Source organism: Bacillus nitroreducens (assembly GCF_964021195.1).
This window is the reverse complement of sequence record NZ_CAXHYI020000001.1, coordinates 306968-333699: the sequence shown is the minus strand read 5'-3', so window position 1 is coordinate 333699 and position 26732 is coordinate 306968. Positions and strand designations below refer to the sequence as shown.

Annotated in this window: 20 protein-coding genes; 12 read left to right on the top strand and 8 right to left on the bottom strand. The window is 39.3% G+C overall.

Going from position 1 to position 26732, the window contains the following annotated elements; all coding sequences use genetic code 11:
• Window positions 1-30 precede the first annotated feature (30 nt).
• From ACWPVE_RS01690 to ACWPVE_RS01675, 4 genes are all read right to left on the bottom strand, one after another.
• Window positions 31-1962: a TRAP transporter permease gene (locus ACWPVE_RS01690; RefSeq protein WP_453990278.1), complete on the bottom strand. Its 1932-nt coding sequence runs from the start codon at window positions 1960-1962 to the stop codon at window positions 31-33.
• 18 nt (window positions 1963-1980) lie between these two features.
• Window positions 1981-2991 (bottom strand): TAXI family TRAP transporter solute-binding subunit, encoded by a 1011-nt coding sequence (locus ACWPVE_RS01685; protein WP_453990276.1) that lies wholly within the window; start codon window positions 2989-2991, stop codon window positions 1981-1983.
• Between the two features lie 53 nt (window positions 2992-3044).
• Complete coding sequence (gene nadC, locus ACWPVE_RS01680; RefSeq protein ID WP_453990274.1) at window positions 3045-3908, bottom strand: carboxylating nicotinate-nucleotide diphosphorylase; 864 nt, start codon at window positions 3906-3908, stop codon at window positions 3045-3047.
• Between the two features lie 251 nt (window positions 3909-4159).
• Entirely contained in the window at window positions 4160-5392 is a 1233-nt protein-coding gene (locus tag ACWPVE_RS01675) for an aminopeptidase (RefSeq protein ID WP_453990272.1), read from the bottom strand.
• Between the two features lie 194 nt (window positions 5393-5586).
• Here ACWPVE_RS01675 and ACWPVE_RS01670 point away from each other — a divergent pair, with 194 nt between their 5' ends.
• Both ACWPVE_RS01670 and ACWPVE_RS01665 read left to right on the top strand, forming a co-directional pair.
• Window positions 5587-6087 (top strand): DUF1648 domain-containing protein, encoded by a 501-nt coding sequence (locus tag ACWPVE_RS01670; protein WP_453990270.1) that lies wholly within the window; start codon window positions 5587-5589, stop codon window positions 6085-6087.
• Between the two features lie 39 nt (window positions 6088-6126).
• Window positions 6127-6816 carry a copper homeostasis protein CutC gene (locus ACWPVE_RS01665; RefSeq protein ID WP_453990268.1) on the top strand — a complete coding sequence of 230 codons (690 nt, stop codon included), beginning with the start codon at window positions 6127-6129 and terminating at the stop codon, window positions 6814-6816.
• A 117-nt stretch (window positions 6817-6933) separates the two neighbouring features.
• Here the strand turns inward: ACWPVE_RS01665 and ACWPVE_RS01660 are convergent, their stop codons facing one another.
• Complete coding sequence (locus ACWPVE_RS01660; protein WP_453990266.1) at window positions 6934-7227, bottom strand: hypothetical protein; 294 nt, start codon at window positions 7225-7227, stop codon at window positions 6934-6936.
• 24 nt (window positions 7228-7251) lie between these two features.
• Between ACWPVE_RS01660 and ACWPVE_RS01655 the strand changes: the two genes are divergently transcribed.
• The 7 genes from ACWPVE_RS01655 (at window position 7252) to ACWPVE_RS01625 (ending at window position 19175) form a co-directional block, all read left to right on the top strand.
• Entirely contained in the window at window positions 7252-10188 is a 2937-nt protein-coding gene (locus tag ACWPVE_RS01655; RefSeq protein ID WP_453990264.1) for a PD-(D/E)XK nuclease family protein, read from the top strand.
• Window positions 10181-13387 carry a UvrD-helicase domain-containing protein gene (locus ACWPVE_RS01650; protein ID WP_453990262.1) on the top strand — a complete coding sequence of 1069 codons (3207 nt, stop codon included), beginning with the start codon at window positions 10181-10183 and terminating at the stop codon, window positions 13385-13387. Before ACWPVE_RS01655 ends, ACWPVE_RS01650 begins: the two co-directional genes overlap by 8 nt.
• A 344-nt stretch (window positions 13388-13731) precedes the next feature.
• Complete coding sequence (locus tag ACWPVE_RS01645) at window positions 13732-13854, top strand: hypothetical protein (RefSeq protein ID WP_453990260.1); 123 nt, start codon at window positions 13732-13734, stop codon at window positions 13852-13854.
• Between the two features lie 1040 nt (window positions 13855-14894).
• Window positions 14895-15713, top strand: a complete 819-nt coding sequence (locus ACWPVE_RS01640; protein ID WP_453990258.1) for an NAD-dependent epimerase/dehydratase family protein — start codon at window positions 14895-14897, stop codon at window positions 15711-15713.
• A gap of 524 nt (window positions 15714-16237) precedes the next feature.
• Window positions 16238-17521, top strand: coding sequence for a group II intron reverse transcriptase/maturase (gene ltrA / locus ACWPVE_RS01635; RefSeq protein ID WP_453990256.1), 1284 nt, complete (start codon window positions 16238-16240; stop codon window positions 17519-17521).
• Between the two features lie 148 nt (window positions 17522-17669).
• On the top strand, window positions 17670-18290 hold the full coding sequence (locus ACWPVE_RS01630) for a YdcF family protein (protein ID WP_453990254.1): 621 nt from the start codon (window positions 17670-17672) through the stop codon (window positions 18288-18290).
• A gap of 204 nt (window positions 18291-18494) precedes the next feature.
• On the top strand, window positions 18495-19175 hold the full coding sequence (locus ACWPVE_RS01625) for a polysaccharide deacetylase family protein (RefSeq protein WP_453990830.1): 681 nt from the start codon (window positions 18495-18497) through the stop codon (window positions 19173-19175).
• Window positions 19176-19233: 58 nt separating this feature from the next.
• On the opposite strand, the gene ACWPVE_RS01620 is transcribed toward ACWPVE_RS01625, so the two are convergent.
• The 3 genes from ACWPVE_RS01620 to ACWPVE_RS01610 all read right to left on the bottom strand — a co-directional run bounded on the left by ACWPVE_RS01620 (window position 19234) and on the right by ACWPVE_RS01610 (window position 23163).
• Window positions 19234-20556, bottom strand: a complete 1323-nt coding sequence (locus ACWPVE_RS01620) for a (Fe-S)-binding protein (RefSeq protein ID WP_453990252.1) — start codon at window positions 20554-20556, stop codon at window positions 19234-19236.
• Window positions 20553-21965, bottom strand: a complete 1413-nt coding sequence (gene glcD / locus ACWPVE_RS01615; protein ID WP_453990251.1) for a glycolate oxidase subunit GlcD — start codon at window positions 21963-21965, stop codon at window positions 20553-20555. The genes ACWPVE_RS01620 and glcD overlap by 4 nt, the downstream gene beginning before the upstream one ends.
• A 91-nt stretch (window positions 21966-22056) precedes the next feature.
• Window positions 22057-23163: a CdaR family transcriptional regulator gene (locus ACWPVE_RS01610; protein WP_453990249.1), complete on the bottom strand. Its 1107-nt coding sequence runs from the start codon at window positions 23161-23163 to the stop codon at window positions 22057-22059.
• A 156-nt stretch (window positions 23164-23319) separates the two neighbouring features.
• Between ACWPVE_RS01610 and mnmH the strand changes: the two genes are divergently transcribed.
• The 3 genes from mnmH (at window position 23320) to ACWPVE_RS01595 (ending at window position 26728) form a co-directional block, all read left to right on the top strand.
• On the top strand, window positions 23320-24387 hold the full coding sequence (gene mnmH, locus ACWPVE_RS01605; protein ID WP_453990247.1) for a tRNA 2-selenouridine(34) synthase MnmH: 1068 nt from the start codon (window positions 23320-23322) through the stop codon (window positions 24385-24387).
• Window positions 24388-24496: 109 nt separating this feature from the next.
• Complete coding sequence (locus tag ACWPVE_RS01600) at window positions 24497-25057, top strand: maltose acetyltransferase domain-containing protein (protein ID WP_453990245.1); 561 nt, start codon at window positions 24497-24499, stop codon at window positions 25055-25057.
• A 306-nt stretch (window positions 25058-25363) separates the two neighbouring features.
• Window positions 25364-26728 (top strand): NAD(P)-dependent oxidoreductase, encoded by a 1365-nt coding sequence (locus tag ACWPVE_RS01595; protein ID WP_453990243.1) that lies wholly within the window; start codon window positions 25364-25366, stop codon window positions 26726-26728.
• The last annotated feature ends 4 nt before the right edge of the window (window positions 26729-26732 follow it).

The following is a 26732-nucleotide window of genomic DNA, read 5'->3' as shown; positions in this document are numbered from 1 at the left end:
CAAACTTGCACTGAACTTTTTCATACTGTATTAGGCACCTTTCTGAATTGAGGTGTATAGAATATGGCGCTTTTTTTGTAGTACATATACAATAATGAAAATGATAATACCCAAACTACTGTATAGTACATGAGGGTATATCAGCAATAAACCACTGGTAATTAAGAGTATTCGATCTAATTTGGTAGCTTCCATTCGAAATCTACCGATCATGCCTGCTGCTAAAGCGATTACTCCAATTATAGCTGTAAAGAATGAAACAATGATTTCAACTAGTGAACCTTCCAGTAATAAGGCGGGTTCTAACACAAACATAAATGGAACAATAAAACCGACGATCCCGAGTCGAACAGCTTCGAAGCCGACTTTGTTCGGGTTGCTATCAGCAATTCCAGCAGCGGCATAGGCTGCGACAGCAACGGGTGGTGTAATGGCTGAGAAAATCGAGAAATAGACGATAAATAAATGTGCAGCCGTTAACGAAACACCAAGCTCCATCAATGCAGGAGCTGCTAGCATGGCCGTTAAAATATAGGCGGCTGCAACAGGCATACCCATTCCTAACACAATACAGATAATCATGACTAGAATGAGGGTTGGGAGAAGCATACCTTCTGTTAAACCAAGTACAACACTCGTTAATTTACCACCAAGTCCTGTTGACATGATCCCCGAAATCACTAATCCTGCAGCCGCACAAGCGGTTGTTACAGGGATAGATGATTTTGCGCCATCAACCATTGCTTCGAAGATTTGCTTAATTCCCATCCGTGTACTTTTTCGAAACCAACTGACAACGATGATGGCTCCTACTCCATATAAACCAGTTCTGGATGCACTATATCCACTTAATAAAAAATAAAGTAAAACAACCAATGGTATGAAATAGTACCATCCTTCTTTTAGTACCTTAGAGACACTAGGAATGTCCTCTTTATTCGCCGTTGGTAAATGTAATCGAACGGCTTCAAAATGAACCATTGCAAGTAGTGATAGGTAGTAGAGCAATCCTGGAATGATAGCTGCAATCACAATCGACATATATGGAATCTGTGTGATGGCTGCCATTAGAAAGGCAGAAGACCCCATGATTGGTGGTAAGATACTTCCTCCTGTAGAAGCCGCTGCCTCAACTGCTGCTGCAAAGGAAGGTTTGTAGCCAGAGCGCTTACTTACAGGGATTGTAAACGTCCCGGTAGTCACAACATTCGCTGTTGGGCTTCCCGAAATCATCCCAAAAAACGCACTCGCAAGTACTGCGACTTTTGCAGCGCCACCACGTGTTCTTCCAGCTAAAGCGGTTGACAGTTGGAAGAAAAACTCACCAGCACCAGCTTTTTGAAGAAAAGCTCCAAACAAAAGGAACATGTATACAAACGATGCTGCAACTGAAATCGGAGAACCCCAAAGTCCATTGAAACTATAGGCCAAATCTTCAACTACTTCGGCAAATGAAAATTCGCGATGCCAAATAAGTCCACCTAAATGATGTCCCCATAAGGCATAACTAATTCCTATTAACACAATGATGATGATAGGAAATCCAATCGTTCGTCGTGCTGCTTCAATACTTAATACAACAAATACGAAGCCGACAAGAATATCCAAAGAGGATAAAGGGTCAACAATTGGAATTCGTTCTGAAATCCGCTCTGCATGAAAGCAAAAATAGACGCCAGCCCCTAATGCTAACGTGGCACAAATATAGTCAGCGATCGTTGGACGAGTGTTCGTACCGTTACGTTTTGAAAAACTATAAAACAAAAAAGATAAAATTAGAATGAGAGATAAATGGGGCGCCAACAGTTGGATTGGATCTAGCTTACCCCACATTACAGATCCGACTTGGAATACAGAAAGGATAAATGCAAAACCAATAAAAATAGTCAAGTGTGGACCTGTTAACTGACGTTTTTCACCTTCAGTAAAGGCACGAGTTAGATAATTTTTAACTCCCTTCATGGTGGGAACTCCCTTCTACTATTCGAGAATAAGTCCTTTTTCTATAAAAAATCTCTTTGCACCAGGGTGAAGAGGGACTTTCCCAACTTTGCTCATGTTTTCTTCTGATAGTTTCTGAAATTCTTTATGAACTGTACCTAAGTATTCAAAATTTTCATAGATGGATTTCGTCATTCGATACACTTCATTTTCAGGAACATCTTTATGAACAATTAAAATAGCAGGAGTATAGACTGTGGATATATCTTCATTTAAAAAGTCATAACTACCTGCAGGAATCGTACCTTGTTCCATCCCTAGTTTTTCTGCTACAGATTGAAGCACTTCATGATCCATCGTGATAAATTTCATGTCGTTTGTAATGGCCGCTTCTAAAATATCACTCGAAGGAACAGATACTGCATCACCAGTTGTATCTATGCGATTATCTGCCATTAGTTCAAAGGTAGCTGCGCCACTTAAATGATCAACAGATCCACCCCAAGATTTTATATCATTATAGGTTACACCGTACTCTTCTAAAATCGTTCGTGTAATGATTTCACCTGCTGAACCTTTTTGATCAACAGCTAGTCGTATTGGTGCTTTCGTTGCGACGACCTCATCGAATGAATCAAATTCGACATTCGCCCTTGCGATCAATTGATAATAATTTGCTGGGATAACAACACTGATTGCTCGGATATCTGGATAGGCGACTTTATATGGTTCTGTTCCTTTGAATGCGGAATAGGCTGTCATGGCATAGGAGATTCCGTATGGAACTGTATTCGTGCCGACACTAGCCGGATTTTCCACAATTCCACCTGGTTCTACTGTTACAAGTGCCCCTTTATTTTCCCGGCGAATACTTTCTGCGATACCTTCAGTAAAGACTGACCAAGCACCACCTGTTCGCCCACCAATGATGGTTGTTTTGATTTCTTCTGAACGATCGATAGACACGGCTCCAACTTTATTCATGCACCCAGCAAGAAGCAAACTACAAATGATTAAAAGAACTGGTAAGGTCCAATTTCTGTTAGACATTCCTTTTTACCCCCAAAGGTTACGTTAATAATTAAAAATCAATTCGTCTTGTACTATTTCGCAGATAAAGAAGACTTTTTGTTTCCTTCTTTCACTTGCAAACTAATATCAAGTGCTTTTACAGAATGTGTTAAAAATCCTAATGAAATATACTGGACACCTGTCCCCGAGTAGGTTGCTAAGTTTTCTAACGTAATTCCCCCTGAGGCCTCAGTTGTAATTCCTTTCGGCACCAATTGAGAGAATTCCCTGACTTCTTCTGGACTGCGATTATCAAACATGATGACATCAGCACCAGCTGCGATCGCTTCCAATACTTCCTCCTTATTTTCCGTTTCAACTTCAATTTTTACCATATGGCCAATCTTTTCACGTACGGCTTGCACAGCTTTCGTAATCGAACCACAATAAGCGATGTGGTTATCCTTAATCATCACACCATCATATAGACCAAAACGGTGGTTTTTTCCTCCGCCAGAGACAACCGCATATTTATCTAACATTCTCAGTCCAGGCGTTGTTTTTCTCGTATCACAAATGTGAATGGAAGGGTCGTTTAAAGCCTCCACACATCTGTTCGTTGTCGTTGCAATTCCACTCATTCGTTGAATAAGATTTAAAATGACTCTCTCACCAGTTAGAAGATGGGATGTCGGACCGGTTACCGTGGCAATTGTATCACCAGATTTGACGCGATCTCCGTCAGCAAAACGCAATTCCACTTGAATGGTCGAATCTAAAAGATGGTACGCTTCTTTTATAATAGATAACCCAGAGATGATCCCATTCTCTTTCGCAATAAATACACCTTGACTTGTTTGTTCGATGGGAAAAATCGATTGACTTGTTATGTCCAGTTCACCAATATCCTCAAGTAAAAATTCTTGTAACATTTTACGCAATTTGACTATATTCATAGTTTGCCTCCTACATGTAATAAGTTTGATAATAATTTCACAAACTTAGGTAAAATAATTTGAAAAAACAATATGGACCGTAAAGGTGTTTTAACAACTGTCTTGTCACCTATATTTACACAAAACAACATGAATTTCAATAGAATCGTAAAATAAAATTTACATTGGATGATTGTGGAGGTGAAGGAGAGGGGGGACCAGAATGAAAAAGGCACCGTTAGGATACATCCCAATGGTGCCTGTTATGAAGATTAAAATGCCCAGTTACCTTTACGGAAGACAGGTTCAACGGTACCGTCCGCTGTGATGCCATCGATATCCATTTCTGCTGAACCGACCATGAAGTCCACATGTGTAATACTGGAGTTTACTCCTTTTTCCGCGAGTTCTTCACGTGACATTGTTTTACCACCTTCAATACAGAAGGCATATGCATTTCCAATCGCAAAATGATTGGATGCATTTTCATCGAATAGCGTATTGTAAAATAGAACTTTCGATTGTGAAATAGGTGAATTATGCGGAACAAGAGCAACCTCACCTAAATAATGACTGCCTTCATCCGTTTCCACCAGTCGTTTCAATGTATCTTCGCCTGTTTCAGCCTTGATACCAACGATTCGTCCTTTTTCAAAAGTTAAGGTAAAGTTGTCAATTAAACTTCCACCGTAATTAAGTGGCTTTGTACTGCTTACATACCCATTGACACCTTCTTTATTGGGAACGGTAAATACTTCTTCCGTCGGCATATTAGCAACGAACTGAATCTTTTGCTCGTTTTCACCTCCACCGCCGATCCAAACGTGGTTCTCAGGCAGTTCCACCACTAAATCGGTTCCAGGTGCTTTATAATGTAACTTCTTATACTTTTTGTTGTTCATGTATTCAACCTTTGCATGCAGTGTTGCATTGTGTTCTTTCCATGCTTGAACAGGATCCTCGACATCTACACGAGTAGCCTGGAAAATCGCATCCCATAATTTTTCAACTTGCTCATCAGAAGAGAGGTCAGGGAAAACTTTTTTCGCCCAGCTTTCTGAAGGGACGGCAATAACGGACCAGCTTACTTTATCTGCTTGCGCATAATTACGGTATTTCTCTAACGCCTGACCTGCCGTTTTGTTGGCGTTTGCAATCCGATCAGGATTAACACCTTTAAGCAAATCAGGGTTTGAAGATATGATAGATAAAAAGGCAGCTCCACCTTCTGCAAGTTCTTCCATCCCTTTTGCTTTCCACATTGGGTAATCAAGAAATGCTTCATCTGGTGCAAGGTCAAAACGGGTTCGTGTGATTTCGTCATCATTCCACTCAATATATACGTTTCTTGCCCCAGCCTCATAGGCCTTTCTCACAACTTTACGTACATATTCAACAGCGGAAATCGGCGCATTTATGAAAAGATTTTGTCCCTTTTGGACATTCACACCGACCCGAACAGCTAAGTCAGCATATTTATCCAGCATTTGTTCGAACTTTGTCATCTCAATTCTCCTTTGAATCGTACTACTTCTAGCACGAAAGTATGTATTTCCCTTTTTAGTTTATCAGAAACGATACCACACGGGAACTAGGAACCAGTGGGAAGGTACCACTGAATCCTGTTGAGATTTGCTTTTAAAATGAAACCCTCCAGGCTCATTTACCGTATACTTTATGAAGGGAAAGGGGGATTTTTATGGCGAACAATCCAGTGCTTAAACGACGAAAAACCTTATCTGAAAAAATTTTAGAGATACTCTCCATTCTTTTATTAGTTGGAATGTATATTTTTATTATTGTAAATTGGAGTGAAATTCCAAATCGAGTACCCACTCATTTTAACATTGCGGGGGAGCCAGATAGTTGGGGTGGAAAAGGCAGTATTCTCATCCTTCCAATCATAGCGACCTTTTTATTTAAAACGATGTTCATCTTAAGTAAGTTTCCACATGTACATAATTACCCTGTGAAAGTGACACCAGAAAATGCAGAAGGGCTCTATAAAGCCTCACAAAAAATGCTAATCACGACGAACTTCTTTATCACCTTATTTTTAGGAATTGGGGTATGGGAATCGATCACTGTCGCTCAAGGAAAAGAAGGGTTAGGCATGTGGTATATGATTGGAATGCTCCTGTCTATTTTTGGAACAATGGGTTACTATATGTACAAGATGTTCAAACTACGTAATAAATGAACTGTCTACGTGGTTTCAAACTGATAGGAGGAAGCAAGAATGGTTATAGAAGTCATTGTTCAGAATAGGGAAGATGCAGTTACGGCTGAAGCACATGGCGCAAGCAGATTAGAGCTAGTAAGTGCGATGACAGAAGGAGGTTTAACACCTTCCTATGGTACCATAAAGGATGTTGTGCAAGCCGTTTCTATACCCGTCCATGTCATGGTCCGTCCTCATAGTTATTCGTTTACATATTCTGACGATGATAAGAGGGTGATCATAGAAGATGTGAAAATGTGCAAAGAGCTAGGTGCAGCTGGGATAGTCTTCGGTTCGTTAATGGAAAACGGAGAAATTGATGAGGATTTTCTTGAAAAAGTAATTGAAGCAGCAAACGGGTTGAAGATTACCTTTCATCGAGCGATTGATGAGGCAAGAGACACTATTGAAGCTTATCAATCTTTGCAAAAATACAGTGAACATGTTCAAACGGTGTTGACCTCAGGCGGAGCACCAAAAGCATTTGATGGGATTGATAAACTACAAAAAATGCTGGCTTTATCTAAGGAAAAACCATCACCTGCAGTCATGCCAGGCTCTGGCTTATCCCATAACAATATGATTGAATTGCATGAAATCCTTCATGCAACTGAATACCATTTTGGTTCAGCCGTTAGAATAAACGGGAAGTTTAGCAAACCGATAAATGGGAATACTATAGAGAAGATAAAAGAATTAATCAATTAATACAACAAGGGATGTCTGAATGAAAATTTGGACGTCCTTTTTATTTTGTTCTTCATTCAGTAACCTCAATCGAGTATTGGCTAACGGATAAAGAGAAAGCTTGACCGACTATAGAAATTAATTAACGGATATAGAGAAAGACTGACTAATGATAGAATCTAAAATAACGGATATAGAAGAAGATTGACTACCGATAGAATCTAAAATAACGGATATAGAAGAAGATTGACTACCGATAGAATCTAAAATAACGGATATAGAAGAAGATTGACTACCGATAGAATCTAAAATAACGGATATAGAAGAAGACTGACTACCGATAGAATCTGAATAACGAAGATCGAAAGTGACTGATCGCCGATAGAACCCAAAAACGCCAATGGCTAGAAACGAACGGCTACGTATCGGCAATCCTCTAATAGGAGAGTGGAAACAATGGATGTTCTGATCAAACACCTCGAATCCATATGCAAACAACATGAGCTAACTGAAAAAATTCTTATCGTGGATTCTTATATGATTGGCGAGCAAATCATTAGACAGTTTACACGAAAAAACAACCATATAGTGAACCTCAAAATGAAAACAATTAAGGATCTTGCATGCGATGTCTCATCCATACAACAAAGTCAACTCATCAACGATGCAGTAGGATCTCATCTTCTTTATTCACTATTAACGAAGCTCAAACCTACCTTTCGATATTTTGGCGAGGTTGAAATTACATCAACCTTAAGCCGAGCCATGTATCAAACCATCAAAAGTCTTCGTCTAGCAGGATATACGAGCGATTCGCTTTCAATTGAATGGTTTATTTCCCCTGCTAAAGGAGAGGATATGTACCGGATACTAGAGTCATATGAGCAGCTACTTCAAACATACAAAATGGCAGATGTTGCAGAACTTTATCGAAATGCATGCGGAAAATACCATTCTCGAAATCAAGTATTTATCCTTCAAAGCGACTTAAGGACAACGTTTTTACAAGAGGAATTTTTAAAAAGTGTACGACCTGAAATCTACTATCACTTACCAATTGAGGCGGTTCGAGGAATTCAAACACCAGAGATTTCAGTATTTTCAAAAGTGAAGTTCGGAGATGACACACCATTAAGTTATCTCTATGATCTCGAGAATTCACCAACAACAGTTCAGAATCTATCATTATTCTCTGCACAAACAGAAGAAGAAGAGCTTAAAGAAGTGTTATATAAAATCAAGGAAAAAGAGATCAAGTTTGATGAAGCGGCCATTTTCTACACGTCGAGCCCTCGATATGTAACGGCCATGTTTCATCTTGCTGAGAGGCTGGGGTTACCCGTCACCTTTGGAGAAGGTATACCAATCGGCTTGACTCGTCCTGGAAAATTAGTGGCAGGCATTCTTAATTGGATGAAGGAGTTTTATAGTGTTCCAGCTTTTATACACCTTCTTCAGGAAAATTTAATCGATTTCGGGGAGGAGGCACCAACAAAAGCTAAATGGGCAAGTGTTCTTAGAGGAGCCAATATTGGCTGGGGACAAGATCGTTACCTCACACAAATGAAACATAAAATGGATTCATTCATCGAGTCAGACGACCGTTTTCGCGATTATCAGTGGATCTATAACTGGTTTACGAAGGTAATCAAACACATGCCAAATGTTCAAAGTGATGGGACAATTCTCTATCGGGATTTATTTCATGCTGTTTCTTATATTCTGGAAAAATATGCTAGCGTGTCTTCAGGATATGACCTAGCGGCAAAAGAGACATTACTTGAACGAATGAATAATCTCCTGCCATACGCAAATGATGGTATGTCAGAAATCTATCAAAAATTTAAGGAAGATTTTTTATCCCTCCAAGTTGGAAAGTCGCGACCAAAGCCTGGATTTATCCATATGACCAGTTACCGTAATGGCATTTACATGAATCGAGAGAATGTGTTTATTGTGGGGATGGACAATCAACGTTTTCCTGGGAAATCTGGGGAGGACCCACTCCTTTTAGATATAGAAAGAGAAAAAATAGGTCGACTTCTTCCGCTTGAGAAGGAGAAGGTTAAGCGTAATCTTTATTTGATGTTACAGGTATTTGCTTCATCAGCAAACAAGGAGATTACGGCAAGTTTTTGTAGGTTCAATTTGAATGAAAATCGCACCGTTTCACCATCCTATTTATTCTTACAATGCTATCGAATCCAAACGGGAGATTATTTGGCGGATTTTAAGACCTTACAAAAGAACGTGCGAGTTGTCGATCCGAATCATCTACTGGATAGGGAAGATTGGTGGACACGGAAAATCAAAAACTCGCAAAACCAAAAGCTAAATGATTCCTTTTTAGAGCGTTTTTCAACTATTACGAGAGGGCTACATGCAGAACAAATGAGACAGGATCCTGCTTTTACTGTGTATGAAGGGAATATTGAAAGTGATACAACGCATTTAGATCCTCGGAAAAATCAAGAGATTACGATTTCAGCGGGGAAACTAGAAAAGCTCGCAAAATGTCCATATGCCTACTTTATAGAACATGTCTTACGGATAAAGGTGATTGAGGATGATTCCTATGACCCAACGAAATGGTTGGATGCAAAAACAAGAGGGACGTTATTACATGAAATTTTCGAGACATTTTACCGTGATCTCAAATCGCGGAAGGAAAGGCCATCGTTCGACAAACATCGCAGACTGTTATTGCAAGTAGCAACAGAAAAACTAAGCAAAGTAAAAAAACTTATTCCACCACCGAATGCGCGAACGGAAAGACTAGAATCAGAAGAAATCATGGCGTCGTGTGAGACATTTTTACGAATTGAAGAGGAAAGTAGCGAATCAGGTGAACCTTTGTATTTTGAATATTCCTTTGGTGAAGATTCACCTGCAGTAATTGAGTTGCCGTCTGGAACGGTTCATGTACGAGGCATAATTGACCGAGTCGATCAATTACCAGATGGTACCTACCATATCATTGATTATAAAACGGGAAGCAGTTGGGGCTATAAAACGAATGAGTTTTTTAAAGGGGGAAGGCAGCTCCAACATCTTCTTTATACACTTGCTGCTGAGGCCCATTTGGGGATGGATGCTGGAACAGTGAAAAAAAGCTCTTATTTCTTTCCAACAAGAAAAGGAGCAGGAAAACGATTTGTGCGAGAACAGAAAGAAACGACACGAACAAATGGAAAAGACATTCTAGACAAGCTCCTTTCAGTTGTAGAACATGGGCATTTCACGATGACGGATGATGAGATGGATTGTACATTCTGTGAGTTTAAAAGCATCTGCAGACGATCTACTTATGAGAAAAACACATTAAAACAAAAACAACAAGACGGGGCAGCTAAGGGGCTAAAAAGCTTTTTGGGGGTGAGAGCCTATGAGTAAGGTAATTGTGGATCAAGATGCTAGGGATAAAATTATGTATGAATTGAATCGAAACTTTCTTGTGGAAGCAGGAGCGGGTTCTGGAAAAACAACAAGTTTAGTTGACCGTATGGTGAATCTTATCTATACGGGTACCGCAAAAATGAGTGAGATTGTCGCGATTACATTTACAAAAAAGGCGGCGGATGAACTGAAAACCCGTTTTTTAACCATGCTCGAAAAAAAGTGTAAAGAGGAATCAAATCCAGATAGAAGATGCCTACTTGAGGAAGCGTTGCAAAATATTGAACAATCATTTATTGGTACGGTTCACTCTTTTTGTGCCCGTTTATTACGAGAACGTCCAGTCGAGGCTGGTCTTGATGTCAATTTTTCAGAACTAAAAGATGCAGAAGATGACAAAATAGCCGAGGCTGCTTGGTTTATTTACACACAAAAGCTGGAACAGACTGACCCAAAGAAGGCGAGAAAGCTGAAAGAATTAGGTCTAGTGGACAAGGATTTATCCGAATATTTTTGTAAAATAAAAAATTATCCAGACGTTCAGTGGGCGAGTGAGACAGTGGAAAAGCCAAACCTTGAGGATGTGTTTCATCGTTTTATCACTCTATTAAAAGAAGCAAGTCGTTGTATTCCAAAGGAGATCCCGAAAGGTCCAGACAAACTCCAGGAAGCAATTGAACAAGCGCTTCTTCAAACGAGATACAATGAAAAATCCGATTCTTTAATGGTGACCATTTTTCAATTATTTGACAAAAAATTCAACGTAAGTCAGTACAAATGGACTTCAAAAGAAGATGCGAAAGAATATGAAGCCCGAATCTTAGATTTCTTTGAGGTGCACATACAGCCATTGCTAGTAAAGTGGAGTGAATATTGCCACCCATTTGTGATTGATTTGTGTATAGAGGCTCTTATCGAGTATGAAAAAATCAAACAAGAGCGGTCCTTGATGAACTTTCAAGACTTATTAATGGCAACTGCTTCATTGTTAAAAGAAAATTCCGAAGTGCGTACTTATTTTCAACAGCGATACAAGCGGTTACTGGTAGACGAGTTTCAGGATACGGATCCAATTCAAGCCGAAATCATGTTTTATCTGACAGGTGAAGATGTTACAGAAACAATCTGGACCCAGTGTAAGCCTCGTCTAGGTTCGCTATTTGTAGTAGGTGATCCAAAACAAGCCATCTATCGCTTTCGACGTGCAGACATTGATATTTACAATCTAGTAAAAGAATTAATAAGTGCAAGTGGTGGTGAAGTGCTCCAACTTGTGATGAACTTCAGGACGGTCGACACGATTACAAGTCAATTAAATGTTGTCTTTCAGGAGCACTTACCCGAATCTGAAACCGTTCATCAGGCGGCCTATCGTCCACTTTATTCCTATAAAGAGGGGCAGGATTCTGATGGAATGGGGATAAGAAAGCTCGTTTTATCAGATGATTATGCCAAAAACAAAACGATTACTGTGGAAATGGATGCCGAGAGCATAACTGCATATATCAAACATTTAATCAATAACGGTCATGAACCAGGTGAATGTATGATTTTAACGAGACAAAAAGACGGAATTGATGTGTATGCACGTGTGTTAGAGGAAGCTGGAATACCTGTAAGTGTCAGTGGAGAGATGGACATCGGCACCATACCTGAATTTCAAGACCTCATTCGGTTGCTCAATTCGCTTGTTGATACAACTGATCAAGTTGCATTCGTTGCCGTTCTTCGAAGTGTGTGGTTTGGGCTTAGTGACGAAGAACTATTTCAATGGAGTCAGGCTGGCGGAACATTTTCCATCTATGCGAAAATTCCAGAGAAATTGGCAGATGAGACAAGTAGGCATTTTCAAGACGCACTATCAAAGCTACAACAATATGTGAAGTGGAAAAATACTTTATCACCAGCTGTGGCGATTGAGAAAATCATTGAAGATGTTGGATTGTACTCACTTTTTCATGTAAAAGGGTACGGAAAAAGAGAACTCACTAATCTCCTACAAATGACGAAAGGACTAAGGGCCTTGGAAGAAAAAGAGCCAACAACTTTCAGTCAAGCTGTTGAATGGTTAAAGACAAAAGTAGAAGGTAAAACAGATGTCGTCAATCTCGAAGAGGGGGCGAATGCCGTCCGAATTATGAATGTTCATAAAGCAAAAGGGCTAGAAGCATCCATCGTGTTTTTAGCCCATCCTGGGAAGAAGCCTGAAAACCGTCAAAAAATATGGTCACACATTAAACGTGAGGATAAAAGTGCTACTGGCTATTTTATGTTTGGGAGAAGGTATGGATTCACCATGAAATCTGTTGCTCAGCCCCAACAATGGGAAGATTACTCGGTTGCAGAGGAAGCATATTTATTGGCTGAAGAAATTCGTGTTCTGTATGTTGCTGCCACAAGGGCGGAAAAGGCAATGATTATCAGTACATTCCAATCAAAAAATAATAAAAATCCATGGAGCCTACTGATAGAGGGGATGCCTGAGCTCGAGGAAATCGAAATCCCTGAATGGAAAATGGAAGACACTGAAATTGTGGAGAAAAACGTAACTCGAGAAGAATTTGAAAAAGCAACACTTGGATTGCAAGACTGGATCAATGATCGGAAACAACCCTCCTTTTCAACATATAGGCCAACGGATGAAAAACAGGACATTTTTACCCTTGGCATTGAACGTGAGAAAGGTGGAGGACAAACATGGGGAACGGTCATCCATGAGGTTTTCGAATATGTTGTAAAAGGGGAAGAAGTAGAAGAAATTTCTGTGGCAACACTGAAAAGATATGAAATGTCAGTAGGGCGTTTGGATGAGATCGTGGAGGCTGTCAATCAGTTTAAGCAATCGACGATTTGGGCAGAACTTCAACTAACAGACCATGTGTTAACAGAGGTTCCATTTACCCTCAAGATTGATTCCGAGGATCCGTTATATAAACTAGTAGAAAAAGAGGAACAGGATGCTGGAACTGTGTTTGTTAGTGGAATCATAGACCTCGTGTATAGATACAATGGTTCATGGAAGATTGTCGATTATAAGACAGACCGTCCAAAGGATCTTACACAACTACCAGAACTCACAAATTACTACCGCAACCAAATTGAATTATACGGTTTGATTTGGGAAAGAATGACAGGAGAAAAAGTAGCAGATAAGCAACTCTACTTTGTTAGCTCTAATAAAATTGTAGGTGTTTAAAGGCCCATCACCAAGGTTGATGAAGAAGAAATTGTAGTTAGATTAAGGTTGAAAAGCTCTTCATAATGATGATGAAGAGGAAAAGACGATAAAAACAAGGTTGAAACCCCCTTCATAAAGTTGATGAAGGGGAAAAGCGGATAAAAATAAGGTGGAAATCCTTTTCATAAGGTTAATGAAGAGGAAAACATAGTAAAAATAATGTGAAAATCCTCTTCATAGAGTTGATGAAGAGGAAAACATGGCAAAAATAAGATGAGAATCCTCTTCATAGAGTTGATGAAGGGGAAAACATGGCAAAAACAAGGTGAAATTCCTCTTCATAGAGTTGATGAAGGGGAAAAGTGGATAAAAAACAAGTCGAAATCCTCTTCATCTGGCCGATGAAGGGGAAAACACGGCAAAAACAAGGTGAAACTCCTCTTCATAAGGCCGATGAAGGGGAAAATAAAGCAAAAATAAGGTGAAAATCCTCTTCATAAGATCGATGAAGAGGAAAACATGGCAAAAATAAGGTGGAAATTCACTTCATAGAGTTGATGAAGGGGAAAAGCGGATAAAAACAATGTGAAACTCCTCTTCATAGAGTTGATGAAGGGGAAAACACGGCAAAAACAAGGTGAAAACTCCTCTTCATAAGGCCAATGAAGGGGAAAAGCGGATAAAAATAAGGTGTAAATCCTCTTCATAGAGTTGATAAAGGGAAAAGCGGATAAAAATAAGGTGGAAATCCACTTCATCAGGCCAGTGAAGGGGAAAAGTGGATAAAAAACAAGTCGAACTCCTCTTCACCAGGCCGATGAAGGGGAAAATAAAGCAAAAATAAGGTGTAAATCCTCTTCATAAGATCGATGAAGAGGAAAACATGGCAAAAACAAGGTGAAATTCCTCTTCATAAAGTTGATGAAGTGGAAAATAAAGCAAAAATAAGGTGAGAATCCTCTTCATAAGATCGATGAAGAGGAAAACATGGCAAAAACAAGGTGAAATTCCTCTTCATAAAGTTGATGAAGGGGAAAAGCGGAAAAAAAACAAGTCGAAATCCTCTTCATAAGGCCGATGAAGGGGAAAATAGAGCAAAAATAAGGTGAGAATCCTCTTCATAAGATCGATGAAGAGGAAAACATGGCAAAAACAAGGTGAAATTCCTCTTCTTAAAGTTGATGAAGGGGAAAAGTGGATAAAAAACAAGTCGAACTCCTCTTCACCAGGCCGATGAAGGGGAAAATAAAGCAAAAATAAGGTGAGAATCCTCTTCATAAGATCGATGAAGAGGAAAACATGGCAAAAACAAGGTGAAATTCCTCTTCATAAAGTTGATGAAGGGGAAAAGCGGAAAAAAAAACAAGTCGAAATCCTCTTCATCTGGCCGATGAAGTCCCGAACATAGTTGAGACGTATTCGAAAGTTCCCTCATAAGCAAGATGAAGTCCCCAACGGAGTACAGTCGTACTTGAAGCATCCTTCTAAGGATGTTAAAGCCTTATCACGTTAAAGGAGTGATAGCATGAAAAAGAAGATTTCTATCATCGGTGGAAATGGGGTAGTTGGGTCGATTCTTAAGGAAGGACTTCAAGACAAATACGAGATTATCATCCTTGATAAAAAGGTTGACAACTATCCAGACCACATCGAGGTGGATGCGACGAATGCTGATGAATTGATAGGTAAGATTCCACCAGATTCAGATGCGCTCATCAATTTGCTGAATGTTAAAACGGAGAATGATTTTAAAGGTGTTACACAGTTTCAGAAAAAGACTGAAATTCATTTTCTTTCATCCTTCTACATTTTAAGAGCAGCGGTAGAGCTTGGGATTCCAAAGGTGGTTTATGCGAGTAGCAATCATGTGACAGATTTTTATGAACAAGATGGGATTTCGGCACTCGGTCGTGAAATCACAGTGGATGATTATCCTTATGCGCGAAATTTATACGGTACGCTTAAGTTGGCTTCTGAAAATCTTGGCCATATTTTTGCGTATGAGAGAGAAAACAATCTTTCAGTTATTAATATACGAATTGGAAGTGTAAGACATGATGAAATGAAGGATGTCCAAAGGGTTGAACGGTTCCATAAAACCTTATTAAGTCATGTTGATCTGATTCAGTTGTTTGATTTAGCAATTCAAACAAAAATGAAGTTCGGCACCTATTACGGAGTGTCTGATAACAAAGGCAAACCGTGGTCAATTGAAAATGCTAAACGCGAATTGGGCTATGTTTCAAAAGTGACTGCACAGGATTTACTTGAACAAACTGGGTCCGATTTGGACAGCATAATACATAATCAAAATACCGAAGAAAATCCAAATTGGCTAAACTAACCTCGTGCCTCTAATAAAGGCACGTTTTTATGTTCGCCCAGCATGGGCGAACTCTAACGGGTGAAAGTCCCGAGTGCGACCTTGTAGCGGTAAGCACATAGCCAAAAGCAAGGGTGTTCATGGCGACGTGGAATCTGAAGGAAGCTCGAGGCAAACCTCCGGTCTGACGAACAGAAACCATATAGGAGGCAACGTATGAGGATAAGACTGCATAAGAAGTTAAAGTCCAATAGCTACATTAGTTTCATACGTTGTAAATATGGCAGATAGATGGAGGGAAAGAGTTCGTACCTTAACTGGGGAGGTCTCACTAGGCTATACCAAAATCTTATAGAGATATAAGACTGGATAGTGAGAAGTCAGCAGAAGCCGTAGTAGTGAAGATGTCTAATGAAAGTTAGAAGGAGCGAAGGGCTGAACAATTTTATCGTTATAGAAATCTCGATTGGAAGAGGAAATAGACCACTGGCACATAAGCGACAAAGTGGATACCGCCTTCACGAGACAGAAAGGAAATAACAAGCATGTACGAGGAAAAACTACTGGATAGAATTCTAAACAGGGATAATCTTAACCTGGCATTCAAGCAGGTGAAAAAGAATAAAGGTGCAGCTGGTGTAGATGGAATGACCGTAGAGGAATTAGGGGCATATATGGCATTAAATAAGGATGAAATCATCTCACAAATTCGCCAAAGAAAGTATCAACCCTCTCCCGTATTAAGAGTGGAGATTCCTAAGCCAAACGGCGGAGTTAGGCTCTTGGGAATACCAACGGTCAAAGACAGAGTCATCCAACAAGCAATTGCACAAGTACTTACACCCATATTTGATAGGCAATTTAGTGAATATAGTTATGGATTCAGACCACGTCGGTATGCAGAGATGGCTATAGTACAAGCTTTAGAATTTCTAAACGAGGGTCACGATTGGATTGTAGATATTGACCTAGAACGTTTCTTCGACACGGTCAACCATGATAGACTAATGAACCTTGTATCAAAAACAGTAGACGATGGTGATGTCATCTCACTAATTCGTAAGTTCTTAGTGAGTGGAGTACAAATCAACGAAGACTATAAAGAAACAGTCATAGGAACTCCGCAAGGAGGAAACTTATCACCCTTACTCAGCAATATCATGCTTAACGAGTTGGATATGGAACTTGAAAGAAGAGGTCTCCGTTTTGTTAGATATGCTGACGACTGCATTATTATGGTCAAAAGCGAGATGTCTGCGAGACGAGTGATGAGGTCAATTACGAGGTTCATAGAAGAAAAACTAGGCTTGATTGTTAATGCCAGTAAAACGAAAGTGACAAGACCAAATGACCCCTCCATGAAATTTCTAGGATTCGGTTTCTTTAAAGATTATCAAATGGATTTGTACAAAGCAAAACCACATCAAAAGTCAGTAGAAAACTTCAAGTTTAGGTTGAAACAACTAACACGGAGAAACTGGGGTGTTGATACGAAGTATCAGGTTGAAAGAATCAATCAACTAACACGAGGCTGGGTGAACTACTTTAAAATTGGCTATATGAAAACATTGTTAGGTGATATAGATTCACACATTAGAGTACGATTAAGAACTTGCATTTGGAAGAAATGGAAAACAGCCAAAAATCGCAGGAAAAATTTAATCAAACTTGGAATGAACAAACATAATGCATACCAATATAGCCATACAAGTAAAGGAGCAGTCCGCATTGCCTATTCGTGGGTGCTTACTACAACTATAACAAATAAAAGATTAGCCCAGTTTGGGCTAATCTCGTGTAGAGAACACTACATGAAAGTACATGCTTAGTATAAAATTGAACCGCCGTATACGGATCCGTACGTACGGTGGTGTGAGAGGTCGGAGGTTAATCACCTCCTCCTACTCGATTTTAAAAATATTCCTTTTTTCATCATTTGCTATAATGATAGAATAACCCTAAAGGGGTTGTGACTATTTGAAAAAGAGGAAAAGAATGCTGTTATTTATTGGAATCATTTGTATTTTTGGTATCATTTATTTCGCAAGAATTCATTATAAAATCTCTCAGTATGTTGATGTAGTGCCATCCAAACATGCTGATTATTTAATCATACTTGGGGCAAAAGTGAATGGAGAAACTCCATCACTGTCATTAAAGTACCGTATTGATGCGGCTGCAGAATATGCGAAGGAGAATAAGAACACGATTATTATTGCTTCAGGCGGGCAAGGTCCAGGTGAGGCAATTACAGAAGCTGAAGCGATAAGACGCGCGCTTGTGGAGAAAGGAATTGCAGAATCAAGAATCTACCTTGAAGACCAATCGACGAGCACTTATGAAAATGTCAAATTTTCAAAGCGATTTATACCAAAAGATGCACAATTAGGGATTGTTGTAACCAATGATTACCATCTTTATCGATCAATTCAAATTGCGGAGGATGCAGGATTACTGGTGGAGGGATTGCCTGCAAAAACACCGCAAGTCACGAAGATAAAAGCATATTGCCGCGAATACTTATCGGTCACGAAATATTATGCTGAAAAATATTTTCTTAAATCGGAGTCAGCATCCCACTCTAGTGACGAGAGTTAGTCTCGTCATTTTTTTTGTAAGTTGCTGGTGAAAGGATATTTGACTGGCACCACCTTTTATTGGAAACCATGCAACAAGATAAATACTACTTCTTATAGAATATTCCTGATAATTTTCAAAAAAAATCCACAAACTACCCAATAAAGCTTAACAAAAGGGGGAACTTTTGTGAGGAGATACATCTTTTTGTTTGTTCTATTAGTAATGATTCATCAATCTCCTGCAATGGCAACAGAACGTTTTGAACTTGAAAAGACAGGAAAAGTGACATGGGAAGTAAAGACAGATGAAAAGATGGTATCCATCACATTTGATGATGGTCCAAATCCACTTTATACACCTGAGATTTTAGATGTTTTAGCAAGACATAATGCGAAAGCCACTTTCTTTGTTGTGGGATCACATGCTTTAAAATATCCTGAGATCATTCGTCGCGAAGTATTAGAGGGGCATGAAATTGCAAATCATACCTTTCATCACTTGCATATCATACGTGATACAGAAAAGCTCGAACAGGAAATCGTCCAAACATCTGAAGCTCTTAAGGAAATAACAGGTTTCAGTCCTACGCTTTTTCGCCCTGTTGGTGGGAGTTATAATAAGCATATTATTAATACGGCTGCTGAAAATGGACATCATGTTGTTCTATGGTCATGGCATCAAGATACAAAAGATTGGAGGAATCCAGGTGTACAGGCCATAACGAATCGTGTAATCAAGGGTATTAAGCCAGGGAACATTATTTTATTTCACGATTCAGGTGGAAACCGTAGCCAAACAATTAAAGCACTGGATAAAATCCTGACCATATTGGAAAATGACGGATATGAATTTGTAACCGTTTCAGAATTGATTTTTAGGTCGCAAACCAATCAGGATAATTAGGATTTTAAATCACCAAGAAACGTCTCTCGAATACGCAGACGATTCTTGGCTTCCTTTGTTAGTGTTCAACTGCTTCAAGCAATAGATCGACAATATGAACCGCCCTCATTTTATCGGATAATCCTTCCCGTTCAATCCCAAGCTTCATTTGCAACAAACAGCCAGGATTTGCCGTAACAATGGTTTTTGCTTGAGTGTCTTTCACATTCTTCATTTTTGAATCTAATATTTTCATAGACATTTCAGATTCGACAATATTATAGATACCAGCAGAACCACAGCAGCTGTCTGCTTTGTTCATTTCCATATAGGATGTACCTTCAATTGCTTGTAAGAGCATTCTTGGTTCTGAGGCGGTCTTCATCACATTTCGTAAATGACAGGAATCTTGATAGGTAATAACCTGTGCAGGCAAGGACAGCTCTTTTTTATGAAACTCTAATTCAACTAAAACAGAAGATATGTCTTTTAGTTTTTTTGAAAATGCTTTTGCGCGCTCTGCCCATTCTGGTTCATCTTTCAGAAGATGTTCATAATCAATTAAAAAGGCACCACAGCCACCTGCGTTTGTAATAATATAATCTGCTTCGATTTCTTCAAAAGCGACAATATTTTGTTTCGCAAGTTCTTTTGCTTTATTTTTTTCGCCACTATGCCCGTGTAGGGCTCCGCAACAGGCTTGAGTTTTTGGAATGACAACCTCACAGCCAGCTAATTGAAGGAGTTTTGTTGTGGCGTCATTTGTTTTCATGAACATCGTATCCATTAAGCAACCTGAGAAAAAGGCGACCTTCTTTGTTTTAGGACCAATCGGTTCAAGGTGGTAGGGTCGAGTTTTTAATTCCTTTAAGGTTGGTACATCTGGGAGGACGCGTTCCATGGTTGCTAAACTATCAGGTAAAAACTTCATGAGACCACTTTTTCGAACGACTTTTTGCATACCAGATCGTTGATAAACTCCGAGTAATCCAGTTAATGTACGCATCCGATTCTGATGTGGGAATAAACCTTCGAAAACGGTCTTTCTAACCGCCTTCACGGGTAAAGAATGCTTCTTGTGTTGATTGACAATATCTCTAGCTTCTTCTAAAAGGTGTCCGTAATTCACACCAGATGGACAAACAGGCTCACAGGCGCGACAGCCTAAGCACATATTTAATGATTTTTCAAAGTCTTCATCTGGCTCAATGAGTCCGTCTACAACGGCTTTCATTAGCGCAATTCGTCCGCGTGGCGAATGGGATTCTTGATACCCTGATTCAATATATGTTGGACAGGTTGGCAGACAGAATCCACAGCGCATACAATTTAAGAGCTCATTTTCATCCATTCGAGACTTGAATACGTCCTTGATTGTTTGTTGTTCCTGCAATGTTGTCATTTTGAAACCACCACACGTTTTCTTGAATCCTTCGCAAACATTTTACCAGGATTCATAATATTGTTTGGATCAAGACTCGATTTAATGGCCTGCATAGCAGCAATCCCAGCAACACCTAGCTTCATCTCAAGATAAGGTGCCTTCATTACACCAACACCATGTTCGCCTGTAATGGTACCGCCAAGTTCAATCGCCTTTTCAAAAATTTCTTCAAATGCTTTTTCAACCCGTTCTATTTCATCTCGGTCTCGTACATCGGTTAAGCAAGTCGGGTGGAGGTTTCCATCACCCGCATGTCCAAACGTGCAAATATTTAAGTCATATTTTTTGGCGATTTGTCCAATTGCGTTTACCATATTGGCGATTTCAGAGCGAGGTACGGTAGCGTCCTCTAAAATGGTAGTCGGTTTTAAGCGAGCAAGGGCGGAAAGGGCCGCACGTCTGGCTGTCCGCAAGCCTTCAGCTTCTTCTTCTGATTCAGCTGATTTTACTGAAACAGCATTTTCTTCTTTACAAATTTCTATGATTCTAGCAATATCTCGTTCGACAACTTCTGCAGGACCATCTTGTTCAATTAGTAGGATCGCTTTTGCATCGGTTGGAAGACCAATTTTCGCAAAGGCTTCTACAGCTTCAAGGGTAGGTTGGTCAAGAAATTCAAGCGTAATGGGGATGATTTTACTAGCAATAATTTTTGAAACGGACTTTGCGGCTGCTTCAAGGTCCTCATAAAGGGCAAGAATTGTTTGCTTTGTTTCAGGCATCGGTATGAGTTTTAGAGTAGCTTCCGTAATAATTCCTAGAGTCCCTTCAGAACCGACAAACAGGCGAGTCAGGTCATAACCTGCAACATCTTTCGCAAGTTTGCCACCTGTTTTTATGATATCGCCATTTGCTAATACCGCCTCAAGCCCCATTACATAATCACGTGTTACCCCATATTTGAGGCCACGTAGTCCACCAGAATTCTCATTGATATTTCCGCCAATTGTTGAGATTTTCATTGAACCTGGGTCAGGTGGATAAAATAAACCCTTTGCTTCAACGGCATTAATAATCTCCTGTGTAATCACACCAGGCTGAACCGTAATTGTTAAGTTTTCTTCATCGATTTCTAGAATCTTATTTAAATGCTTAAAAAGCAGGACAATCCCACCTTCCGTAGGGCATGTACCTGCACAAAGATTCGTACCAGAACCACGTGGTACAATCGGGATTTTATATTCATTACAAATCTTGACGACTTCAGCTACTTCCTGTTTGTTTCGAGGGGAAATGACTGCATCAGGCATAGATTGAAATTGTGGGGTCGCATCGTACGAGTACACGAGCCGTCCAGTGCTTGTATCATCAAAATTTTCAGGACCGACAATCTTTATGAATTGTTGTTTTACTTTTTTATCAATCATGTAAACGCCTCCAAATATTAATCTTATCTATAAGCATAAAAAAAAGCGGAAAAATCCGCTATGTAGAAACCTACAAAAAAACAAGTGGTTATTAATTATTTTTTGTGGATTTATCTAAAAATAAAATCCCGAGATAAAGTGTGACTAAATCGGTAAAGTTTTTAGGATGTAAGCCAGTATATTCCTCGATTTTGTTTAATCGGTAGGATAGGGTATTGACATGTATATGAAGAGACTTAGCCGTTTCTTTAAGAGATTGGTTTTGTTTAATAAATTCAAGTAACGTGTCAACTAATGTAAAATCTTCTATGATCAGTGTAGCAATAGTCCGTTTTACATACTCATTTTGCACTTTGTTGCTAGTTTCATGGATTAGCATCTCTAATTTTAATTCATCATCGAATTGAATAGAATCGGTCCGTTTGGCAACTTGAAGGGCACGCTCGGCTTCATCAAATGATTTTCGTATGGAATAATCCTCACTACCAATCCCAAATGAAACTTGAATCGAAAAAGTCCGATCTAATTCCAATTTTAGTTTTTGAAGGACTTTTTGTATGTCTTCCTTCGACCGGTTCTCGAACAGGAGGAGAAACCGTTCATTTCCCCATCTTACATATATTTCGTTTTCATGTAAAAGGGAGCTTTGTTGCAGTCGGTTCGAGATCTCGCGGAGTGGAGCTCCTGTATCACTTTTAACAGAACCAATCGCCACTTGCCGTTTAAGGTGAAGGTTTATATGTAAATGCTCCGCACGTTTCAGAAATTCATCTGTTTGATCTTTATCTTGGAGCCAGTCAAATACAAAGGTTTCCAGTGTTCGAGATTCCAATTCCATTTGTTCAGCAAAGTAGCTTTCTTGGATTAAGAGCTCGGTCATTTTTTTCAATAGCTCGCCATAGGCTTCTACTTTTTCAGGATTTCCAGTAATCCCAATCACACCAACCACTTTTTGCTTAAATAAGATTGGGAGATTGATACCAGCTTTGACACCTTGCAGCGTGCTTTCCATATCTTTTGTAATGATCATGTTCTTTCGCTCTTTGCTTGCTAGGAGTGCACCTTCATGAAAGTTTCCGACTCGACTATGATTCGTGCTCGCAAGAATCGTTCCATATACATCAACAATGATGATATCCTCGTCGATTAACCTACGAACCTCTTTTATAATTTTTTTTGCAAGAGACGGAATGAGCATAAGAAAACCTCCGTAAGCGTAGTTACTATTTATTCTATCATTTCCAAAATGTCTTGTAATTGCATTTTTTACGCTTCCAGCCTGATTCTGTTTTATAATAGAGGAAAGAGAATGTGGATATAGTGTAGATAGACACTTTTGAAGGGAAGATCATGGATGTTTCAAGATATCTCAGTTGATGAACTTCGGAAACTACAGAAAGAGAAACCACTAGCGATTGTGGATGTACGCTCTCCTTCTGAATTTGCCGACTCGAATATACCTGGTAGTGTGAATATCCCCATTTTTACGGATGAAGAACGTGCGGAAATTGGCACAATCTATAAACAAGTTAGTCCTGATGCAGCAAAGGAAAAGGGACTTGAAGTCGTATCTGCAAAACTTCCTGCTTTTATAAGAGAGTTTGAAAAACTACCAGAAGAGGAAAAGGTTATTTATTGCTGGCGTGGTGGTATGCGCAGTAAAACATCCGCAACGCTCGTTGATTTAATGGGAATGAAAGCAAAACGATTGATCGGTGGAATCCATGGATATCGTGCGTGGGTTGTCGATCAATTAGATGAGCTAGCGAGAGAATTTAAACCTAAGTCGTTTGTTTTAAATGGATATACTGGAACGGGTAAAACAAAAATATTACGTAAGCTTCAGGAAAAAGGGTACCCAGTGATTGATTTAGAAGGTATGGCAAATCATCGTGGGTCAATCTTTGGGATGGTTGGGAAAAAGCCGCATACTCAAAAAGTGTTTGATTTGATGTTAGTGGAGCGTGTACTTCAGTTAAAAGATACTCCGTATGTGCTGTTAGAGGCAGAAAGCAAACGAGTAGGTAGAGCTTTATTACCTGACTTTATCTTGAAATTGAAGGATGATGAAGGATACCACATCTTTATTGATTTGCCTATGGAGGAACGAGTGCAAAACATTATTGAAGATTACCGTCCGTGGGAATTTCCAAACGAATGCATGTCTGCATTCCAACGTATTAAAAAGAGAATTCATACACCAATTGCTGCTCAAATTGAAAGAGACCTTGAATCTGGTGAGTATCATTCAGCTGTAAGATTACTTTTAGAATATTATTACGACCCGAGATACCACCATTCAGCTGAACAAATCCCAGAGGAAAGAAGTAAAGTATTGCATGTAACAAAAATAGAAGAAGCTACTGCATTAATCGAAGAATTTGTAGCAAAAAACATCATAAAAACACATACAAATTCATGATGATAGCAAAACTGGGGTGGAACGAATCGGGTTTCATCCCTTTTCTTTTAAAAAAGTGGTAAAACTTTGGTATGCTTTCGTTATTGTATATTGAAAAGGAGTTTTACAAATGAAAACAGAAAAAGAAAAAATGATAGATGGCCAAATGTATAATCCAACAGACCCTGAATTAGTAAAAGATCGAATCAACGCACGCCGTCTGACGAGACTGTATAACCAAACTATTGAAACAGATGATGAAGAACGAACCAATTTATTAAAACAACTTTTTGGATCAACGGGAAAAAGTTTATATGTTGAACCAACCTTTCGTTGTGATTACGGGTACAATATCCATGTTGGCGAAAATTTTTACGCAAATTTTGATTGCGTGTTCTTAGATGTTTGTGAAATTAGAATTGGCGCTAACTGTTTTATCGCACCAGGTGTACACATTTATACCGCAACCCATCCACTAGACCCTATTGAACGAACATCAGGTATAGAATTTGGTAAGCCAGTAACAATTGGGGATAATGTTTGGATTGGTGGTAGGGCGGTGATCAATCCAGGAGTGACAATTGGAAACAATGTTGTGATTGCTTCTGGAGCAGTCGTTACAAAGGATGTCACTCATAATGTTGTCGTAGGCGGAAATCCAGCTAAGATTATTAAAAAAATGACAAATTAGTATAATAGAGGAGCGAAGAGAATGTCACAAGATCTTGTGAACCAATCTTTCGCTTTTTTTGCTTTTACATTCTGGATAGTATAAGGCTTATATCTTTTAACATTCTGTATAATGCATTCGTACCATGTTATAAGTAAAATAGACATAAAGTTTGTATTTTTCGGACAATGATTTCTGGTTTAGTCATAAAAAAGTATAGTTGATACTAAGATTGATTGTAAACGCTTTCTGTCCATAGTTAAGTAAGTTGCGATTTTAACATTCTATTTTATGTTGCAACTTTTACTATATGAAGGAGGTAAATCTATGAGTCTTTTAAACACCAGAATCTCGTATCAGGATTTACAGATGAACTTCAATGAAGTAAATCCTGGGTTAACCAACCGTGAAGCAATTGAAGAATCAAATCGCTGCCTTTATTGCTATGATGCCCCTTGTATTACTGCTTGTCCTACTGGAATTGATATCCCTACCTTTATTAAAAAAATCGCATCTGGAAATTTAAAAGGATCCGCAAAAACAATTATGACATCCAACCCGATTGGTGCCAGCTGTGCACGTGTATGCCCAACAGAAGAACTCTGTGAAGGTGCCTGTGTGTTAAATCATTCCACTAAACCGATTATGATTGGTGACTTACAAAGATATGCCACTGACTGGGCGATTCGAAATGAACAAGTTCTTTTTAAACCTGGTAAGAAAAATGGAAAAACAGTGGCAATTGTAGGTGGAGGTCCTGCTGGACTATCGGCTGCTAGAGAACTAGCCTTGCTTGGCTATGATGTAACGATCTTTGAAGCAGAGGATCAAGCTGGCGGACTGAACACATATGGGATCGTCTCTTTTAGACTTCCACAGGAAATATCATTCTGGGAAGTGAAACAGGTAGAAAGTTTAGATGTGAAAATACGGACAAATACGAGAGTAGGAGTGGATATTTCGGTTAAAGACATCCTAGAAGACTATGATGCCGTTATTCTAGCAATCGGTATGTCGAAGGTTCCATCTCTAGGCATTGAAGGGGAAGATTTGGATGGGGTTTTTGATGCAATTGATTTTGTAAAAGAAACAAAAACGCAGCCTATTTCAGATCGTTTCTTAGGCAAGCGGGTTGTTGTAATCGGTGCTGGGAATACGGCCATAGATGGAGCAACCTGTTCTGTACGTTTAGGAGCTGATAATGTAAAAATCCTTTATCGAAGAACAATTGACGAAATGACTGCCTATGACTTCGAGTATGAATTTGCGAAACAAGACGGTGTTGAATTTAGATGGCTTACAGCACCAAAGAAAATAATTGGAGACGAAGAAGGGCGTGTAAAAGCAATTGAATGCATCAAGATGGAGCTTGGTGAGCCAGGAGAGGATGGTAGGAGGCGACCTGTACCAATTAAAGGTTCTGAGTTCACCTTAGAGGTTGATGCGGTGATTAAAGCGATTGGGCAAACACGATACACAAACCTTATCGAGCAATTTGGTCTTGAGCATGACGGTGGAGTGGTCAAAGTCAATCAGGAGACCCTTCAAACCTCCAATGAAAAGGTCTTTGCCTGTGGAGATGTCATTTTTGGAAAAGGTCAAGGTGAAGCAATGGTTGTTTCTGCCGCACAGCAAGGGAAAGATGCAGCATATGCGATTCATGAAGTAATGTTTGGTGCAGTATCCAAATAAAATC

Coding starts and splice junctions, on each gene's coding strand:
- ACWPVE_RS01655 (WP_453990264.1), top strand. CDS start 7,252: ATGGATGTTCTGATCAAACACCTCGAATCCATATGCAAACAACATGAG.
- mnmH (WP_453990247.1), top strand. CDS start 23,320: ATGTTTCAAGATATCTCAGTTGATGAACTTCGGAAACTACAGAAAGAG.
- ACWPVE_RS01600 (WP_453990245.1), top strand. CDS start 24,497: ATGAAAACAGAAAAAGAAAAAATGATAGATGGCCAAATGTATAATCCA.
- ACWPVE_RS01610 (WP_453990249.1), bottom strand. CDS start 23,163: ATGCTCATTCCGTCTCTTGCAAAAAAAATTATAAAAGAGGTTCGTAGG.
- nadC (WP_453990274.1), bottom strand. CDS start 3,908: ATGAATATAGTCAAATTGCGTAAAATGTTACAAGAATTTTTACTTGAG.
- ltrA (WP_453990256.1), top strand. CDS start 16,238: ATGTACGAGGAAAAACTACTGGATAGAATTCTAAACAGGGATAATCTT.
- glcD (WP_453990251.1), bottom strand. CDS start 21,965: ATGATTGATAAAAAAGTAAAACAACAATTCATAAAGATTGTCGGTCCT.
- ACWPVE_RS01665 (WP_453990268.1), top strand. CDS start 6,127: ATGGTTATAGAAGTCATTGTTCAGAATAGGGAAGATGCAGTTACGGCT.
- ACWPVE_RS01675 (WP_453990272.1), bottom strand. CDS start 5,392: ATGACAAAGTTCGAACAAATGCTGGATAAATATGCTGACTTAGCTGTT.
- ACWPVE_RS01670 (WP_453990270.1), top strand. CDS start 5,587: ATGGCGAACAATCCAGTGCTTAAACGACGAAAAACCTTATCTGAAAAA.
- ACWPVE_RS01650 (WP_453990262.1), top strand. CDS start 10,181: ATGAGTAAGGTAATTGTGGATCAAGATGCTAGGGATAAAATTATGTAT.
- ACWPVE_RS01640 (WP_453990258.1), top strand. CDS start 14,895: ATGAAAAAGAAGATTTCTATCATCGGTGGAAATGGGGTAGTTGGGTCG.
- ACWPVE_RS01620 (WP_453990252.1), bottom strand. CDS start 20,556: ATGACAACATTGCAGGAACAACAAACAATCAAGGACGTATTCAAGTCT.
- ACWPVE_RS01595 (WP_453990243.1), top strand. CDS start 25,364: ATGAGTCTTTTAAACACCAGAATCTCGTATCAGGATTTACAGATGAAC.
- ACWPVE_RS01690 (WP_453990278.1), bottom strand. CDS start 1,962: ATGAAGGGAGTTAAAAATTATCTAACTCGTGCCTTTACTGAAGGTGAA.
- ACWPVE_RS01685 (WP_453990276.1), bottom strand. CDS start 2,991: ATGTCTAACAGAAATTGGACCTTACCAGTTCTTTTAATCATTTGTAGT.
- ACWPVE_RS01625 (WP_453990830.1), top strand. CDS start 18,495: ATGATTCATCAATCTCCTGCAATGGCAACAGAACGTTTTGAACTTGAA.